The 14,904-nt window shown below is 54.8% G+C and carries 12 protein-coding genes; 7 read left to right on the top strand and 5 right to left on the bottom strand.

Annotation, left to right across the window (positions count from 1 at the left end; translation table 11 throughout):
- Window positions 1–168 precede the first annotated feature (168 nt).
- Genes KGP26_RS09540 through araD form a run of 5 tightly spaced genes read left to right on the top strand, consistent with a single transcriptional unit; the run spans window position 169 to window position 5,694 of the window.
- A complete protein-coding gene (locus tag KGP26_RS09540) occupies window positions 169–1,659 on the top strand; it encodes a sugar ABC transporter ATP-binding protein (RefSeq protein ID WP_223665327.1) in 1,491 nt (496 codons plus the stop codon).
- The gene (locus KGP26_RS09535; RefSeq protein WP_021805043.1) at window positions 1,656–2,645 is read left to right on the top strand and encodes an ABC transporter permease; all 990 of its coding nucleotides are present in this window, start codon (window positions 1,656–1,658) and stop codon (window positions 2,643–2,645) included. The genes KGP26_RS09540 and KGP26_RS09535 overlap by 4 nt, the downstream gene beginning before the upstream one ends.
- Window positions 2,646–2,661: 16 nt before the next feature.
- Entirely contained in the window at window positions 2,662–4,152 is a 1,491-nt protein-coding gene (locus KGP26_RS09530) for an FGGY-family carbohydrate kinase (RefSeq protein ID WP_223665326.1), read from the top strand.
- Window positions 4,139–5,008 carry an L-ribulose-5-phosphate 3-epimerase gene (locus tag KGP26_RS09525; RefSeq protein ID WP_179248886.1) on the top strand — a complete coding sequence of 290 codons (870 nt, stop codon included), beginning with the start codon at window positions 4,139–4,141 and terminating at the stop codon, window positions 5,006–5,008. Before KGP26_RS09530 ends, KGP26_RS09525 begins: the two co-directional genes overlap by 14 nt.
- Window positions 5,002–5,694: an L-ribulose-5-phosphate 4-epimerase gene (gene araD / locus KGP26_RS09520; protein WP_223665325.1), complete on the top strand. Its 693-nt coding sequence runs from the start codon at window positions 5,002–5,004 to the stop codon at window positions 5,692–5,694. Before KGP26_RS09525 ends, araD begins: the two co-directional genes overlap by 7 nt.
- 208 nt (window positions 5,695–5,902) lie before the next feature.
- On the opposite strand, the gene KGP26_RS09515 is transcribed toward araD, so the two are convergent.
- The 4 genes from KGP26_RS09515 to udk form a co-directional block, all read right to left on the bottom strand.
- Window positions 5,903–6,907 (bottom strand): LacI family DNA-binding transcriptional regulator, encoded by a 1,005-nt coding sequence (locus KGP26_RS09515; protein ID WP_059200312.1) that lies wholly within the window; start codon window positions 6,905–6,907, stop codon window positions 5,903–5,905.
- A 154-nt stretch (window positions 6,908–7,061) separates the two neighbouring features.
- A complete protein-coding gene (asmA, locus tag KGP26_RS09510; RefSeq protein WP_223665324.1) occupies window positions 7,062–8,903 on the bottom strand; it encodes an outer membrane assembly protein AsmA in 1,842 nt (613 codons plus the stop codon).
- A 34-nt stretch (window positions 8,904–8,937) separates the two neighbouring features.
- Window positions 8,938–9,519 carry a dCTP deaminase gene (gene dcd / locus KGP26_RS09505; protein WP_021805049.1) on the bottom strand — a complete coding sequence of 194 codons (582 nt, stop codon included), beginning with the start codon at window positions 9,517–9,519 and terminating at the stop codon, window positions 8,938–8,940.
- 126 nt (window positions 9,520–9,645) lie between these two features.
- Complete coding sequence (udk, locus tag KGP26_RS09500) at window positions 9,646–10,287, bottom strand: uridine kinase (RefSeq protein ID WP_021180590.1); 642 nt, start codon at window positions 10,285–10,287, stop codon at window positions 9,646–9,648.
- Window positions 10,288–10,543: 256 nt separating this feature from the next.
- Here udk and KGP26_RS09495 point away from each other — a divergent pair, with 256 nt between their 5' ends.
- On the top strand, window positions 10,544–11,185 hold the full coding sequence (locus tag KGP26_RS09495) for a phosphatase PAP2 family protein (RefSeq protein WP_121606387.1): 642 nt from the start codon (window positions 10,544–10,546) through the stop codon (window positions 11,183–11,185).
- Window positions 11,186–11,419: 234 nt separating this feature from the next.
- Here the strand turns inward: KGP26_RS09495 and apbC are convergent, their stop codons facing one another.
- Entirely contained in the window at window positions 11,420–12,532 is a 1,113-nt protein-coding gene (apbC, locus tag KGP26_RS09490) for an iron-sulfur cluster carrier protein ApbC (RefSeq protein ID WP_223665323.1), read from the bottom strand.
- 160 nt (window positions 12,533–12,692) lie between these two features.
- Between apbC and metG the strand changes: the two genes are divergently transcribed.
- A complete protein-coding gene (metG, locus tag KGP26_RS09485; RefSeq protein ID WP_223665322.1) occupies window positions 12,693–14,723 on the top strand; it encodes a methionine--tRNA ligase in 2,031 nt (676 codons plus the stop codon).
- Window positions 14,724–14,904 lie beyond the last annotated feature (181 nt).

The raw sequence follows: 14,904 nt of genomic DNA, 5'->3' as shown, positions 1-14,904 counted from the left end.
GATGACCACGCGGCAGTGCTGCTGAATGTGTAGTTTGCCTCAAACCAACGCATTGATTATCAAAGCGGGCGCAAAATACGGCGCCCCTACAACACAACGAGCCGGTTGAGGTTTGTACCCGACCTATTGATTTCGCAACGGTAGGTATAAAACCCGGAGGAGTTAACCGTGACGGCGTTATTAGAATTAAAACAGATCAAGAAGTCCTTTCCGGGCGTGAAGGCGTTGGACGGTATTGACCTCACCATTCAACACGGCCAAATACACGCCTTGCTTGGGGAAAACGGAGCCGGTAAATCGACGTTGGTGAAAATCCTGTGCGGTATTCACCAACCGGATTCTGGCGAAATAATCATGGAGGGCACCAGCCGCCAGTTTGATAATTATCGGCAGGCCATTAACGCCGGAGTGGGGATCATATTTCAGGAATTCTCGCTTATTCCTTATATGAACGCCCTGGACAATATTTTCCTCAATCGGGAAATCAAGAACCGCTGGGGATTAATAGACCGTAAAGCCATGCGAAAAAAAGCCGAGGCTATTTTCAAACGGCTGACGGTGAATATCGATCTGGATTGCCCAGTGGCGCAGCTGAGCGTGGCGCAGCAACAGTTTGTCGAGATTGCCAAGGCGCTGTCGCTCGACGCACGCGTATTGGTTCTGGATGAACCGACAGCCACCCTGACACCGGGTGAAGCCGATCACCTGTTCAGCGTAATGAACGATTTGAAACTGCTAGGCGTCGGCATGATTTTCATCTCGCACCACCTGGATGAAATCTTCACCATCTGCGACCAGATCACCGTCTTGCGCGACGGCACCTATGTGCAAACGCTGCCCACGGCCGACACCAACGTGGATGAACTGGTGAAGCTGATGGTCGGGCGCAAAATCGAAAATGCCTTCCCGGTGAAATCGCACCCTGTCGATACCTCGGTTCGCCTGCTGGAAGCCAGCATTCAGCGCACCAAGCATCAGCAGGAAGATCGCTTCCACCTGTTCAAAGGCGAGATCCTGGGATTTGCCGGATTAGTGGGCTCGGGCCGTACAGAGACGATCTCCGCATTGATCGGTGCCAGCGCATGCTATCGCAAGCAGGTCACCCTTGGCGGGCAACCAACCACCCTGCGGAACCCGGCTTTGGCATTGAAGCAAGGCATTGGCCTGCTGCCGGAAAGCCGTAAAACCGAGGGGCTGGTGCTGCCCTTTTCCGTGGCGCAAAACATCACCCTCAACCGCCATGAGCGGTTCGGCAAGATATTCGTTAACGCCCGTAAGGACGACGATATCGTTCAGCGCCTGATCCGCGCGGTAGGCGTGAAAACCCCGGACGCGGATACCGCCGTCAGCACCCTGAGCGGCGGCAACCAGCAAAAAGTGGTCATTGCCCGCTGGCTGAACAATGACTGCAACATCCTTATTTTTGATGAGCCTACCCGTGGCATTGACGTCGGCGCCAAATCCGAAATCTATCAGCTGATGCAACAGCTCACGCAGAAAGGCATTTCTATCATCATGATTTCATCCGAGTTACCGGAAATCATCGGCGTTTGCGATCGCGTGCTGGTGTTCCGTGGCGGCCACATTGTTGCCGAATTGGCAGGGGATGAAATCGAGTCTCATAACATCATGCTTCATGCAACCGGGAGTGCATTATGATCGGAATTGAACAATCCCCACCTACCCACGCGGCCCAGAAGCAGAGCCTCGGCAAACGCTGGGAGAAGTTGCTGCACCACCCCGCGATGCTGCCTTTTATCGGCTTCGCCATTCTGTTCCTGCTGATGAGCGGGCTTAATGACAGCTTCCTGACGGTCAACAACCTGACCAACGTGGCACGCCAGGTGTCGATCAACGCCATTATTGCGGTGGGCATGACCTGCGCAATTCTTACTGGGGGCATCGATCTCTCGGTCGGGCCGGTGATGGCACTGTCCGGTTCCATTGCCGCTGGCTTGATGCTGGGAGGGATCCCTATTCCTCTGGCGATGGTCGCCGCACTGGCGATCGGCGCCCTGTTTGGCTTGGCCAACGGTGCCTGCATTGCCTATCTGCGCATGCCACCGATTATCGTCACCCTGGCCTCAATGGGTATCGCCCGTGGTTTGGCACTGCTGTACACCGGCGGCTACCCGATTTCTGGCTTGCCGGACATGTTCTCCTTCTTCGGCCGCGGTTCCGTACTGGGTATTCAAGTACCGGTGCTGATCATGGTTGGCGTTTATATTCTGGCCTACCTGATGCTTAACCATCTGCCGTTTGGCCGCTATGTCTACGCCATTGGCGGCAACGAAGAGGCCGCGCGCCTGAGCGGTATTCGCGTACCCCGTTACAAAGTCCTGGTGTATGTGGTGAGCGGAACGACCGCCGCACTGGCTGGGTTGGTACTCACCTCACGCCTGATGAGCGGGCAGCCCAACGCCGGTGAAGGTTTTGAACTGGATGCCATCGCCGCCGTAGTGCTTGGTGGGGCCGCCATCTCCGGTGGCAGAGGCGCCATTATCGGCACGCTGGTCGGCGCCATGATGCTTGGCGTACTGAATAACGGCCTCAACCTGATGAGCGTATCGCCTTACATCCAGAACGTGGTCAAGGGTGGCATTATCCTCGCCGCTATCTACCTCAGTTCCAGCCGCCGCAAATAAGCTAGGGAGAACCGATATGGGATATTTTCTGGGCATTGATATTGGCGGCACGCTGATCAAGGCAGGTCTATACCGGGCTAACGGTGAGGAAATTGCCGTAGCGGAGTGTGATGGGGAAACCGTTTCCCCGCAGCCCGGTTTCTCTGAGCGCGAGATGGAGGTTTTGTGGCGTGATCTTTGCCAAACCATTCGCCAGGTACTCAGCCTCGCGGGTATAACCGGCGATCGAGTGCGTGGCGTAAGCTTCTCATCACACGGCAAAGGGCTATATGCCATTGATAAGAAGGGCCAGCCGGTCCGCAACGGCATTGTTTCTTCGGATACTCGTGCCGGGGCGATGGTGGTTGAGTTACAGCAGCAGGGTATCGAAGCCGTCACCTACCCGCGTAGCCTGCAACCCATCTGGAACAGCCATCCGGCAGTGTTGTTACGTTGGTTGAAACAGCATGAGCCCGCGCAATATGAGGCGATTGATCGGGTGCTGATGGCCCATGACTACCTGCGCTTTCGCCTGACGGGTGAAGCGACGGCCGAGATCACCAACATCTCCGGCAGCAACCTGTTCAACCAGCAAACGGCCGACTACGACCCTGCATTGATGGCAGCATTCGGCATTGAGGAAGTGGCCGATAAAACCGCGCCGCTGCTAGGTTCCGCCGAGCTTGCCGGGCAAGTGACCGCCACTGCCGCTGCCCAATGCGGATTACCCGCAGGAACGGCGGTGTATGGCGGCCTGTTTGATGTGGTTGGTGCGGCCTTATGCTCGGGAGTGGTCGACGATCGTACCCTGAGTGCCGTTGCGGGTACCTGGTCGATTGCCACCTGTGTAACGGAAGACCTCCTCCCCTGCTCCCATCCCTTTGCCTGGGGGCGTTATTGCATGGAGGGCCGCTATTTTGTTCACGAAGGCAGCCCAACCTCGGCGAGTAATCTGGCCTGGTTCTTACGGCAGTTTTGCGACAACGACCATCAGCGCTATGCGCAGTTTAACCGTTGGGTACAAGAACGCAGCAAGCAACCGAGCGACATCACATTCCTGCCCTATCTGTTCGGCTCCAACCTCGGTAGCAATCTGCCGGGCGGGCTGATTGGCCTGAGCGGGCACCATGATATGGCCGATATCGTGCACGCGATCTATCAGGGTATCGTGTTCTCACATCTGGTTCATCAGGATCGCCTGGTGGCGCTAAATCCCCGCGTAGAGCGTATTCGCATGACCGGCGGCCCCACGCAGTCCGACGTCTGGATGCAGATGTTTGCCAACGCCGGTAATTTGCCGCTGGAGGTGGTGGACATCCAGCAAAGCGGCTGCCGGGCTGCGGCGATCTGTGCCGCCGTTGGCGCCGGGGAATACAGCAGCTTTACCGAGGCCGTGCAGGTCATTCAACCTGAAGTCCACACCTATTATCCCGAGGCGGCGGCTAACCGACGCTTACGCGATCGCTTTGCGGGCTACCTGAATATCGCCCAAGCATTAAATGAGGCTAACCAGCATGCAAACCACTAATACCGTCTCACTTGGGCTGTACGAAAAAGCCTTGCCAGCGGATCTTGATTGGGCACAACGCCTGGGTATCGCCAGCGAGTTGGGTTTCCAGTTTATGGAGATCTCCATTGATGAGCAGCCGGAACGTCAGCAGCGCCTGGACTGGGATCGTCAGCAACGGCTGGCACTGATCAACGCTCGTTTTGACAGCGGTATCACGGTGCCCAGCATGTGTTTATCCGCCCACCGTCGTTATCCGTTCGGCAGCCATGATGCCGCCATCCGCCAGCAGGCGCGTACGTTGATGGAAAAGGCGTTGGATTTCGCCGTCGACGTCGGGATCAGGAATATTCAGCTAGCGGGGTATGACGTCTATTACGAAACGGCCGATCGCCATACACGCCAGCGTTTTATCGAAGGTCTGCAATGGGCGGTAGAGCTGGCGGCCAAGGCACAGGTGATGCTGTCCGTGGAGATCATGGATACCACCTTTATCAACAGCATCAGCAAATGGCGCGAGTTTGCCCGGCAGATTGAAAGCCCGTGGTTTACCGTCTATCCCGATATCGGCAACCTCAGCGCCTGGGGTAATGACGTCGATTTTGAGCTGGAGCATGGCATCGACAAGATCACCGCCATCCATTTAAAAGATACCTTACCGGTGCTGCCTGGTACCACAGGGCAATTCCGCGATGTGCCTTTCGGCAGCGGCTGCGTGGACTTTGCCCATACGTTTGGCGTGTTAAAACGGCTCAACTATCGCGGCCCATTCCTGCTGGAAATGTGGACGCGCAACGATGGCCAGGATATCCAGCATATCACCCAGGCCAAGAGCTGGATCGAGCAGCAGATGAAACAGGGAGGCATCACATGTTAAGCGAGTTGAAGCAGCAGGTTTTGGCGGCCAATCTCAGCCTGCCGGGTTATGGTTTGGTGACCTTTACCTGGGGTAACGTGTCGGCGATCGATCGCCAACAGGGGCTGGTGGTGATCAAACCTTCGGGGATCGCTTATGAGGTGATGACGGTAGACGATCTGGTGGTGGTGGATTTGGACGGTGTGATCCAGGAAGGGCAGCGTAAACCGTCCTCGGATACCAATACCCATTTGGCGCTATATCGCGCCTTTCCCGAGATTGGCGGCATCGTCCATACCCACAGCCGTAATGCCACCATCTGGGCACAGGCTGGCCAGGCGATCCCGGCTCTGGGCACCACCCATGCCGACTATTTTTATGGTGACATTCCCTGTACCCGCCCTATGCGTGAGGACGAGATTGCTGGCGACTATGAGCGGGAAACCGGCCAGGTGATTATCGAGACGTTCCAACAGACGAAGCGCGATCCGCAACAGGTGCCGGGGGTGTTGGTCTATTCTCATGGGCCGTTCGCCTGGGGAAAAACGGCGGCGGATGCGGTGCATAATGCGGTGGTGATGGAGGAAGTGGCGGCAATGGCGATGGCCACGCGGCAATTGACTCCGACGATCCCGCCCATGCAACCCGCGCTGTTGGATAAGCACTTTTTACGCAAGCACGGTAAAAATGCTTACTATGGGCAGTAACAGGATGCGATTAGCCTGATAATTCAGCGAATTACCCCTCACCCTAACCCTCTCCCACAGGGAGAGGGGACCGATCGAGTTCGTTGATTGCCCTGAGTAAGACCTTGCCTTTCTTGTTTTTACTCCTTACTTTCCGAAGCTACGCGGGCTACGTATGTGCACCGTACAGCTCCCTCTCCCTGTGGGAGAGGGTTGGGGTGAGGGGCCATCACTCGACAAGCAACATCCCGGTAAAAAATTCCCGTCTTAATGGTTGATCGCTGTGATTATTTTTAATCGCATTAAACAATAACTCCGCCGCGATTTCCCCTAACACCTGCGTATCGTGATAAACCCCGGCAATATGCTGCCCATAATCCCGCGCCTTGGGCGGTTCATCGATCGAGAAGAATTTCACCCGATGGTAAATACCCAGCTGATGGCATAAAGAAATAGCACCCAGCGTGATAATACCGTTGAGGCCCACGATATAATCCGGCTGATGCCGTTCATCGGCAAGATATTCTTTCACCCGTGCCTCTTGTGAAATAAAATCATAGTCGCCATTGATAATGGTGATTTTACTCCCCTTCTCCTCCAGAGCATCAATAATCCCCTGGGTTCGCGCCAAGGTAATTTCCGAGTCGGCCGGACCACCCAGGATCAGGATATTACTTTCCGGCTGCTCGGCCAGATATTTCCCGGCCAGTTTGCCAATCTCTTGGTTGTTGAGGAAAACGCCACTAAGCTGTTGATTATAAATGTCCCTGTCGATCAGGATCAGCGGAGTGTGATAGCGTTCGGCCTGATCAAGGTAGGCGGGTTGATAGTGCCGATCGTCGCGTACGGCAGAGAGCAAGATGCCCCGAGCCTTATAACCGAACAGCGCCTGTACCGCCTGCATTTCAGCTTCTTCACTGCCGTCGGTATCAAACAGCATAATCTGATAGCCCTGCATGCGGGCAATACGCGATACGGTTTGGATCAGGTTGGAATAAAAAGGGTTATACATGCTACTGGTAACAATGCCGATAATTTGGCTGCTGCTTTTCTTTAATCCCTGAGCGAAAGCATTGGGAACATAATTAAGCTCTTTGGCAATAGCGTGAATTTTCTCGAGCGTTTCAGACTTGACCAGTTCGGGTTTATTAAAAGCACGGGAGACAGTGATATTGGTCACGTTGGCTCGGCGGGCAATATCCACAATGGTGGCATTAGAATTCGCTTTTGACACCGTCAATCCTTGCTTTATTCATTAACAGATCCCTTATTGTAGGGAAGCCATCAGCAGTATGCCAGATGAATATCAAAGGTATTGATTTTGTCGCTCGGGTGGCAAACCCGCGCTCATCCAACCTAAAGAGAGCGCGGGCAGTGTTTGATAAGGTCTACAGCTTATCGAGCAGTTTTTTCAGATCCTGGCCATCCTGGGACCCTTTATTCTTCTCCGCCCACTTGTTCAAGGCGTCTTTGGCACGATCCTGCAGCTTTTTACGCAATAGCTGATCGACCTGCAGTTGATAATTGAGCTGATCCCAAGGGCCATAGACGCGCAGAGGGATCGGCGTTTCGCGCAGTTGTGCGATTAACGCATTGTTGCCCTGCCAACCTCCCGTGACCAGAACGTTCATGGTTAAATCGCACTGTTTGCCAGGCATATTGAGCGTACCGCTGCCGGTCAGGTTCATCACCGGTGATTCTGCCTGTAACTCGCTGAGCGTGATCTGCCCCTTGCTCAAGCTGGCCTTGGCGCTCATTTGTTGCACCGTGGTGTAGCGCTGGTTGTTATCCTCACCGCGCACGCTACTGTCATTACGCGCCACAGCTTGCTGGATAAGCTGTTGAATATTCAAACCATGAAGCTGCGCATTCTGCATGGACAGTTCCGCCGTCCCTTGCCAGCGGCGCTCAAACGCCGTGGCGTTGAGGCGATCGCCACTCAAGTCGCCCTGCATGTTGAACGTGCCGGTCAGCGCCAATGGCATGTCGAAGGCCTTGAGTACCTCGCCCAGCTCAATGTGCCGTAACTGCGGCTGCAGTTTAATCAGCGGCTTATCAGTTCGCGCATCCATCGAACCAGGCAGGGAGAAATCACCGCCGGCCAACTTACCAGACAGCGTACCCACCGTCATTAATCCCTGTTGGTTGCTTGCCTGCACCGCCAACTGACTAATCAACATCCCACGGTAGGTAACCTGGTCCGCCTTCAGCTTGAGCTGTGCGTTGAAGTCACGTAACACCTGTAAATTCTGTTGTGGATCGTCCGCCTGATTGGCGATTACCGGGGATGCGGTCACCGGCTGCGGTAGCTTCTCCTCATCAGGGGTTTTTGTCTGCCAGCCCGAGAGCGCATCCAGATTGAGTTGTGTGGCACTGAGATCCAGGGTGTAAGCAGGCACGGGGCCGAACTGCGCGCTAGCACTCCCCGTCAACTGGCTATCATTGGCACTGAGCATCAGTTGACTCAAGACAATCTGCTGCGAAGCCTGCTGATAAACCGCCTGTACGCTCCCTTCCCCCTTGATGGCACCGGCAAGAATATCTGCGCCCTCAAGCTGGTAGCTAAACTGCGTGACCTGTGCACCTATCTGGCGGGGAAACTGTTGTAGATCGAGATTAGCCGCCAGGTTGAAGCTCAGATCGCGTTGGTCGCGATTCACCCGGCTGGAAAGCTCGATCTGCGCCTGATGCTGGTCATTTTGCTGCAGGGTTAAATTGATATCGCGAACGTTAATCTGCTCGTTGTTGGCTCGTTGCCAGATCAGCAGGCTGTCCACCACCCGCAGGTTGTCGATATCAAATTTCCACAGGGATCCCGAGCCATCATCCGCCTGGTTACCACCGGGGGCGATAGGGGCATCGGGCTGGTTTTGCTCTGCGCTGTCGGGTGTCAGGCGGATAACGGCATTTTTCAGCATCACCTGCTTAACGTAAAGCTGGTGGGAAAGGAGCGGCAGCAGTTTGACATCCAGACGCATATTATCTGCGCTAACCGCCGGAGCCGCTGCCCCTGGCGCCGTCAGCGTCATTCGCCCGGCAAGAATGCTCAACTGCGGCCAGACGTGCCAACGAAGGTCGCCTTCCAGCGTCAGATGATAGCCGCTGCTCTGCTCAACCTTCTTGATCATATAGCCACGGAAATCATTCGGATTAACCAACAGCACCAAGGCAGACATCCCCGCCACTAGCACCACCAGCAAAATCACCAAAGTCGTCAGTAGTCTTCTCATGCCATCCTCGTGTCAGCGTAATACCGGTTCGCTGTTAATCCTTGTCAATACGACTGGCCACGGCCCCTTGCTGATCCCTGTATTTCGCGTCCTGGCGGCTATTGTATGGCCGTGACGCAGGCCCGGAAAGCGGTTCAAAACTCAGCGCACCGATCAACATGCCAGGGCGTAGTGCCAACGGCAGCTTACCTGAATTATAGAACTCCAGCACAATACAGCCTTGCCAGCCTGGATCGATACGGTGTGCGGTAACGTGCACCATCAATCCCAGGCGGGCTAACGAAGAGCGGCCATCGAGCCAGCCAACCAGATCGTTGGGGATGGTGACCGACTCCAGCGTCACCGCCAGCGCCAGTTCACCCGGATGGAGGAAGAAAGCTTCGCCTTCCGGCAGCACGATTTCATCGCTCATTACGCGGTCTAGAGCGGCGCTCACTTCATCCTTTGGGCCACTGAGATCGATAAACGCAGCGGTATGGCCACGGAACACGCGGAACTGATTGCCCAGACGGACATCCACTGTGGCCCCGTTAATGCGCTCAATGGGAGGACGCGGTGAAATCACCAGTTTTCCGTTATCCAGCCAGGCTTCGATATCGCGGTCGCACAGTCTCATTATTTTCTCCATTCCATCAAGGCGCATAAACTTATACGAAAATTGCCACACAACGGGCTCAAGGTCTATGTCGGGACTCAAATAGTTCGTTAAAGACCAGCAAAAACAGGCTGGCCTGTTAAGGACTTATTCAAAGAATTGGCTGATTTTTGCCTTCAGGATATCTATCGCGATACGGTTTTTACCCCCGCGCGGTACGATAATATCGGCGTATTGCTTCGAAGGCTCAATAAACTGCAGGAACATTGGGCGGACGGTTTTCTGGTACTGCGCCATTACGGAATCCATGGAGCGGCCACGCTCATTCACGTCGCGCTTCATGCGGCGCATCAGGCAAATATCCAGTGGGGTATCGACAAAAATCGAGAAGTTCATTTCCTGGCGCAGGCGGATATCCGTCAATAACAGGATCCCTTCCAGGATGATGACTTTCTTGGGTTCGAGATGGATCGTCTCTTTCTTACGCGTATGTTCGGTGTAGCTATACAGCGGCAACTCAATCGCCTGGCCGGATTTCAGCATTTGCAGATGCTGGAACAGCAGGTTGTGATCCATGGCGCTGGGGTGGTCATAGTTGGTTTTGACCCGCTCTTCCATGGTCAGGTGCGTCTGGTCTTTGTAGTAACTGTCTTCCGGGATCACACCGATATGTTGATCGCCAACCTGATCGCGGAGTTCGCGGTATAACGTACTGGCAATAAGGCTTTTTCCGGAGGCTGATGCGCCAGCTATACCAATAATGACGCACTGATGCGACTTGTCAGTCATAAAATTAAAGACCTGATTTCATATGTGGGGAAAGGGGGTATAAAACAGGTCAATTATAGGGAGTTAGTGCTCTCGGCGCCAGCGTTTAGACGGTAAGGCAGGAGATTATCCCCACAAACCGGCGTAATTGACATACAGAGTATCTTTTGCCGGGGGATTTAAGATTTTTTACGCTACTGCAAATCGGCGACTCAGGGTACAATTCACGCCATCATCAAGACCGTCTTCGATCCTATTTCTTAGAGTACAACCGCACATGAACTGGCATTTTCTGACTTTTTTTGGTGACAGCATGCTGCTGCTGCCCTGCGCAGCCATCGTCTTTATTATTCTACTCCTGTCCCCTACCAGCAGAAAACCAACCTGGCAATGGATGCTGCTGTTTGGCGGCGTGGGTGCCGTAGTCTGCGTATCGAAGCTGGCGTTTATGGGCTGGGGTATCGGCAGCCGCCACTGGGATTTTACCGGGTTCAGCGGCCACTCGGCCCTGTCTGCGAGTATCTGGCCGGTTTTGCTGTGGTTACTCTGTGGGCGTTTCTCGTCGCCGGTCAGGCGTACTGCGGTGATCGTCGGCTATCTGTTGGCCGCCGTAGTCGGTTATTCACGTTTGGTGATCCACGCCCATTCCACTTCTGAGGTGATCACGGGTCTGGCGCTCGGCTTTATCGTCAGCAGCACCTTCTTAATGCTGCAACGTGGCACGCAGCCACCACGGCTGTCCTACCGCAAAATTGCCGTTACGCTGGCGCTGCCCCTGGTCCTGATCAATTCCGGCACTGCGGCACCGACCCAGGGGTTACTGGAAAGGATTGCCGTGACTATTGCGCCGGTAGAAAAACCTTTTGTGCGGGCTGATTTGCACAAAAAACCACAGGTTTCAGCACCTCAGAGTCGTTAATGACCCCTCACCCTAACCCTCTCCCACAGGGAGAGGGAACCGATCGAGTTAGGTTGAAAGTGTAGTGATTCTTCATCAGTACCAGCTGACTGACCCTGCTCATCCTGGTTAAAGTGACGGTCGAGCTGCCTGATCACCTTACTTACTTCCAAAAGAGCAGGGGCTATCAGCTCCCTCTCCCTGTGGGAGAGGGTTGGGGTGAGGGGACAAAGCGGGCACGTAATTCTGGGCGTATTAGAGCGCGCGGAAAGAGATCTCGGTAGGGATGGCTTCCCCCTGCCAGTACATCTGAGCCGCAACGCGCCCCGCCAGTTGACGGTACATTTCGGCAAACTCGCTGTCCGGGCGGCTGACCACGGTCGGTTGCCCGCGATCCAGATCTTCTCGCAACGAGATATGCAACGGCATCTGCCCCAACAGGCGGCTATGGTATTTCTGCACCAGCTTCTCTGCCCCACCGGTGCCGAAAATTGGCTCGTGATGCCCACAGTTGCTGCACACATGCATGCTCATGTTCTCAACGATACCCAATACCGGCACATGCACCTTTTCAAACATCACAATGCCTTTGGCGGCATCAAGCAGGGCGATATCCTGGGGCGTCGTCACCACCAGCGCACCAGTCACCGGGATATTCTGCGACAGGGTCAGTTGGATATCCCCGGTTCCTGGCGGCATATCCAGCACCAGATAATCCAGATCCGGCCACAGCGTATCCTGCAACAGTTGCAGCAGCGCCTTGCTAGCCATCGGCCCACGCCACACCATGGCGTTGTCGTCGGTCACTAGGTAGCCGATAGAGTTGGTCGCCAAACCGTGCGCCACGATCGGAGCCATATGCTGTCCGTCCGGCGAGGTTGGGCGTTCATGTTCAGTGCCCAGCATGTTGGGGATCGACGGGCCATAAATGTCCGCATCCAGGATACCCACTTTGGCACCTTCGGCGATCAGCGCCAGCGCCAGGTTGACCGCGGTGCTGGATTTCCCCACCCCGCCTTTGCCTGAGCTGACGGCAATAATGTTACGCACACCCTTCACCCCAGCCTGGTCGTTGGCGCGTTTCAAGGTGGTGATATCGTGCTTCAGCTTCCATTCGATAGCCTGAACGCCGGTCACGCGCAGCAGTTCGGCGCTTACCGATTCTTTCAGCGCCTCAAACCCACTTTGCCAGGCAAACGGCATGATTAACTCGATATGCAGGACATTGTCCAGCAGCGTACAGTGGTGAATGGCTTTCAGTGCGGTCAGGTTGTTTTTTAACGTCGGGTGTTCGAAGGCGGCCAATACTCCGGTCACCAGGGCGCGCAGAACTTCAGGGTTGGTCTGCTCAGGGGATTTGGCGTTCATCCCGGCTCCTTGATTTTGAATGGGTAGCAACCCGATAAGCATATCAGAACTGCAGGGTAACTCGCTCGTATAACCCGAAAGAAACCGCCCTAGCAGCAGAGAGCGCGATCGGGTAACATCAAAGACCCTTTTCACTCATTAAAGAAAGCAACTTTTCATTATGGCTCAAGTCGCGAAAAAATTATTGGTGACGTGCGCGCTACCGTACGCAAATGGTTCCATCCATCTCGGCCACATGCTCGAGCACATCCAGGCAGATATCTGGGTTCGTTACCAACGAATGCGCGGCAACGAAGTTCATTTCATCTGTGCGGATGACGCGCACGGTACGCCAATCATGCTCAAAGCACAGCAGATGGGTATCCCGCCAGAAGAGATGATCGCGGAAATGAGCCGCGAGCACCAACAGGATTTCGCCGGTTTTGGCATCAGCTATGAGAATTATCATTCGACCCATAGCGAAGAAAACCGTGAACTGTCAGGTATCATCTATGGCCGCTTGAAAGAGAACGGTCATATCAAGCGACGCACCATTTCTCAGCTTTACGATCCTGAGAAAGGCATGTTCCTGCCGGATCGTTTTGTGAAGGGTACCTGCCCGAAATGTAAATCTCCGGATCAATATGGCGATAACTGCGAAGTTTGTGGCGCAACCTACAGCCCAACCGAGCTGATCGACCCTAAATCCGTGGTTTCCGGCGCTACCCCGGAAATGCGTGATTCTGAGCACTACTTCTTCGACCTTCCCGCTTTCAGCGACATGCTGCAAGCTTGGACACGCTCCGGCGCGCTACAAGAGCAGGTGGCAAACAAGATGCAGGAATGGTTCGAATCCGGCCTGCAACAGTGGGATATCTCCCGCGATGCGCCGTATTTCGGCTTCGAAATTCCGGATGCCCCAGGCAAATATTTCTACGTCTGGCTGGATGCGCCAATCGGTTACATGGGTTCGTTCAAGAACCTGTGCGATAAACGCGGCGATCTGGATTTCGACGAGTTCTGGCGTAAAGACTCCACTACCGAGCTGTATCACTTCATCGGTAAGGATATCGTCTACTTCCACAGCCTGTTCTGGCCAGCAATGTTGGAAGGCAGCGATTTCCGCAAGCCAACCAGCCTGTTTGTGCACGGCTATGTGACGGTGAACGGCGCCAAGATGTCCAAGTCGCGCGGCACCTTCATTAAAGCTGGTACCTACCTCAAGCACCTGGATGCCGATTGCCTGCGTTATTACTACGCCGCCAAACTCTCTTCACGCATCGACGATATCGACCTGAATCTGGAAGACTTCGTGCAGCGCGTGAATGCCGATATCGTGAACAAAGTGGTCAACCTGGCTTCCCGTAACGCTGGCTTTATCAACAAGCGTTTTGCCGGGAAGTTAGCCGACCACCTGGCCGACCCTGCGCTGTACCAGACCTTTGTGGATGCTGCCACCAGCATTGCGCAGGCCTATGCCAGCCGTGAAACCAGCCGGGCGATCCGCGAAATCATGGCGCTGGCCGATCTGGCCAACCGCTATGTCGATGAGCAGGCTCCTTGGGTAGTGGCGAAAGAAGAAGGCCGAGACGCCGATCTGCAAGCTATCTGTTCGATGGGCATCAACCTGTTCCGCGTGCTGATGACCTACCTGAAGCCGGTTCTGCCTGCGTTGACCGAACGTGCCGAAGCGTTCCTCAACTGCGAACTGAGCTGGGATGGCATTGAGCAGCCGCTGCTGGGCCATCAGGTGAGCACCTTCAAGGCGTTGTTCAACCGTATCGATCTCGACAAAGTGAATGAAATGGTCAATGCATCAAAAGAAGATCTGGCCGCCAGCCAGAAGGTTGTCAGCGGACCGCTGGCGGACGATCCGATCCAGGACACCATCAACTTTGATGATTTCGCCAAAGTCGATATGCGTATCGCGCTGATCAAGAGCGCCGAGTTTGTTGAAGGTTCTGACAAGCTGCTGAAGCTGCAGTTGGATCTGGGTGGCGAATCACGCCAGATCTTATCCGGTATTCGCTCTGCCTACCCTGATCCTTCACTGCTGGAAGGGCGTTTGACGATTATGGTGGCCAACCTGGCGCCGCGTAAAATGCGCTTTGGCGTTTCCGAAGGGATGGTGATGGCGGCTGGCCCTGGCGGCAAGGAGATCTTCCTGCTCAGCCCGGACAGCGGCGCACAGCCTGGTATGCAGGTTAAGTAAGCTTCTGTAATATCGAGAAAAGTCCCCTCACCCTAACCCTCTCCCACAGGGCTGAGGTATCCCCAGAAAAAAATGAAAGGCACGATGAAGTGTGATCTACTGGTTGCGCTAACAAAACAGAAGAGACCTCATCGTGCCTTTACAAACAGTTTGCCAGAAATTTTTCTCCGCGTCTTTACGT

The organism is Serratia sp. JSRIV002 (assembly GCF_019968725.1).
In the GTDB taxonomy this organism is placed as follows: domain Bacteria; phylum Pseudomonadota; class Gammaproteobacteria; order Enterobacterales; family Enterobacteriaceae; genus Chania; species Chania fonticola_B.
This window is presented reverse-complemented; position numbering and strand designations above follow the sequence as displayed.

Coding starts and splice junctions, on each gene's coding strand:
- KGP26_RS09495 (WP_121606387.1), top strand. CDS start 10,544: ATGAACTGGCATTTTCTGACTTTTTTTGGTGACAGCATGCTGCTGCTG.
- KGP26_RS09535 (WP_021805043.1), top strand. CDS start 1,656: ATGATCGGAATTGAACAATCCCCACCTACCCACGCGGCCCAGAAGCAG.
- udk (WP_021180590.1), bottom strand. CDS start 10,287: ATGACTGACAAGTCGCATCAGTGCGTCATTATTGGTATAGCTGGCGCA.
- KGP26_RS09525 (WP_179248886.1), top strand. CDS start 4,139: ATGCAAACCACTAATACCGTCTCACTTGGGCTGTACGAAAAAGCCTTG.
- apbC (WP_223665323.1), bottom strand. CDS start 12,532: ATGAACGCCAAATCCCCTGAGCAGACCAACCCTGAAGTTCTGCGCGCC.
- asmA (WP_223665324.1), bottom strand. CDS start 8,903: ATGAGAAGACTACTGACGACTTTGGTGATTTTGCTGGTGGTGCTAGTG.
- araD (WP_223665325.1), top strand. CDS start 5,002: ATGTTAAGCGAGTTGAAGCAGCAGGTTTTGGCGGCCAATCTCAGCCTG.
- dcd (WP_021805049.1), bottom strand. CDS start 9,519: ATGAGACTGTGCGACCGCGATATCGAAGCCTGGCTGGATAACGGAAAA.
- KGP26_RS09530 (WP_223665326.1), top strand. CDS start 2,662: ATGGGATATTTTCTGGGCATTGATATTGGCGGCACGCTGATCAAGGCA.
- metG (WP_223665322.1), top strand. CDS start 12,693: ATGGCTCAAGTCGCGAAAAAATTATTGGTGACGTGCGCGCTACCGTAC.